Source organism: Arcobacter sp. (genome assembly GCF_050300555.1).
Lineage (GTDB): Bacteria > Campylobacterota > Campylobacteria > Campylobacterales > Arcobacteraceae > Arcobacter.
Genome location: NZ_JBNKXY010000240.1, coordinates 1 through 604 on the forward strand (window position 1 = coordinate 1; position 604 = coordinate 604).

Genomic DNA, 604 nt, shown 5'->3' on the forward strand with positions numbered 1-604 from the left:
TCTTAGAAAACAAGCAACCATTCCTGTTCCGCAAGCTAAAGTTTCTCCTTCTACTCCTCTTTCATAGGTTCTTACTTTTAGTATTTTACCATTTTCGCCATTTTCAATTATTGCAAAATTAACGTTTGCATTGTGTTCATATCTCATTTTTGCACATAAATCATGGTTATATTTTTCTAAATCATCTACTATTGTTACTAAATGAGGAACTCCTGTATCAATTAAATACCAAGTTAAACCTTCTTGCTCAAACTCTTCTTTTATAACAATTGGTTTAGTCATTTGTGTTTCAACAATATTTTCATTTACTTCTGATTTAATTAATCCAGCTTCAGTCAAAAATTTCATTTTCGAAGGAGCTAATCCATTGTTAAAAGCATAGTGAGATACTGCTCTAGTTGCATTTCCACACATTGCAGCATCACTTCCATCACTATTGTAAAATTGCCATTTGAAATCTGCTTCTTCACATGGTAGTAAAGCTACAAGTCCATCTGCTCCAATACCTTCTGTTCTATTACACAGTTTTATTGCATCCTCTGTATAATCTTTTTCAATGAATGTATGAAAAATTACAAAATCATTTCCACTAGCAGAATATTTT

General features: G+C 31.3%; 1 protein-coding gene. It reads right to left on the minus strand.

Annotated elements, in window-relative coordinates; genetic code table 11:
- Positions 1-604: diaminopimelate epimerase (gene dapF, locus ACQY5W_RS13345; protein ID WP_428025458.1), on the minus strand; the 604-nt coding region annotated here is incomplete at both ends.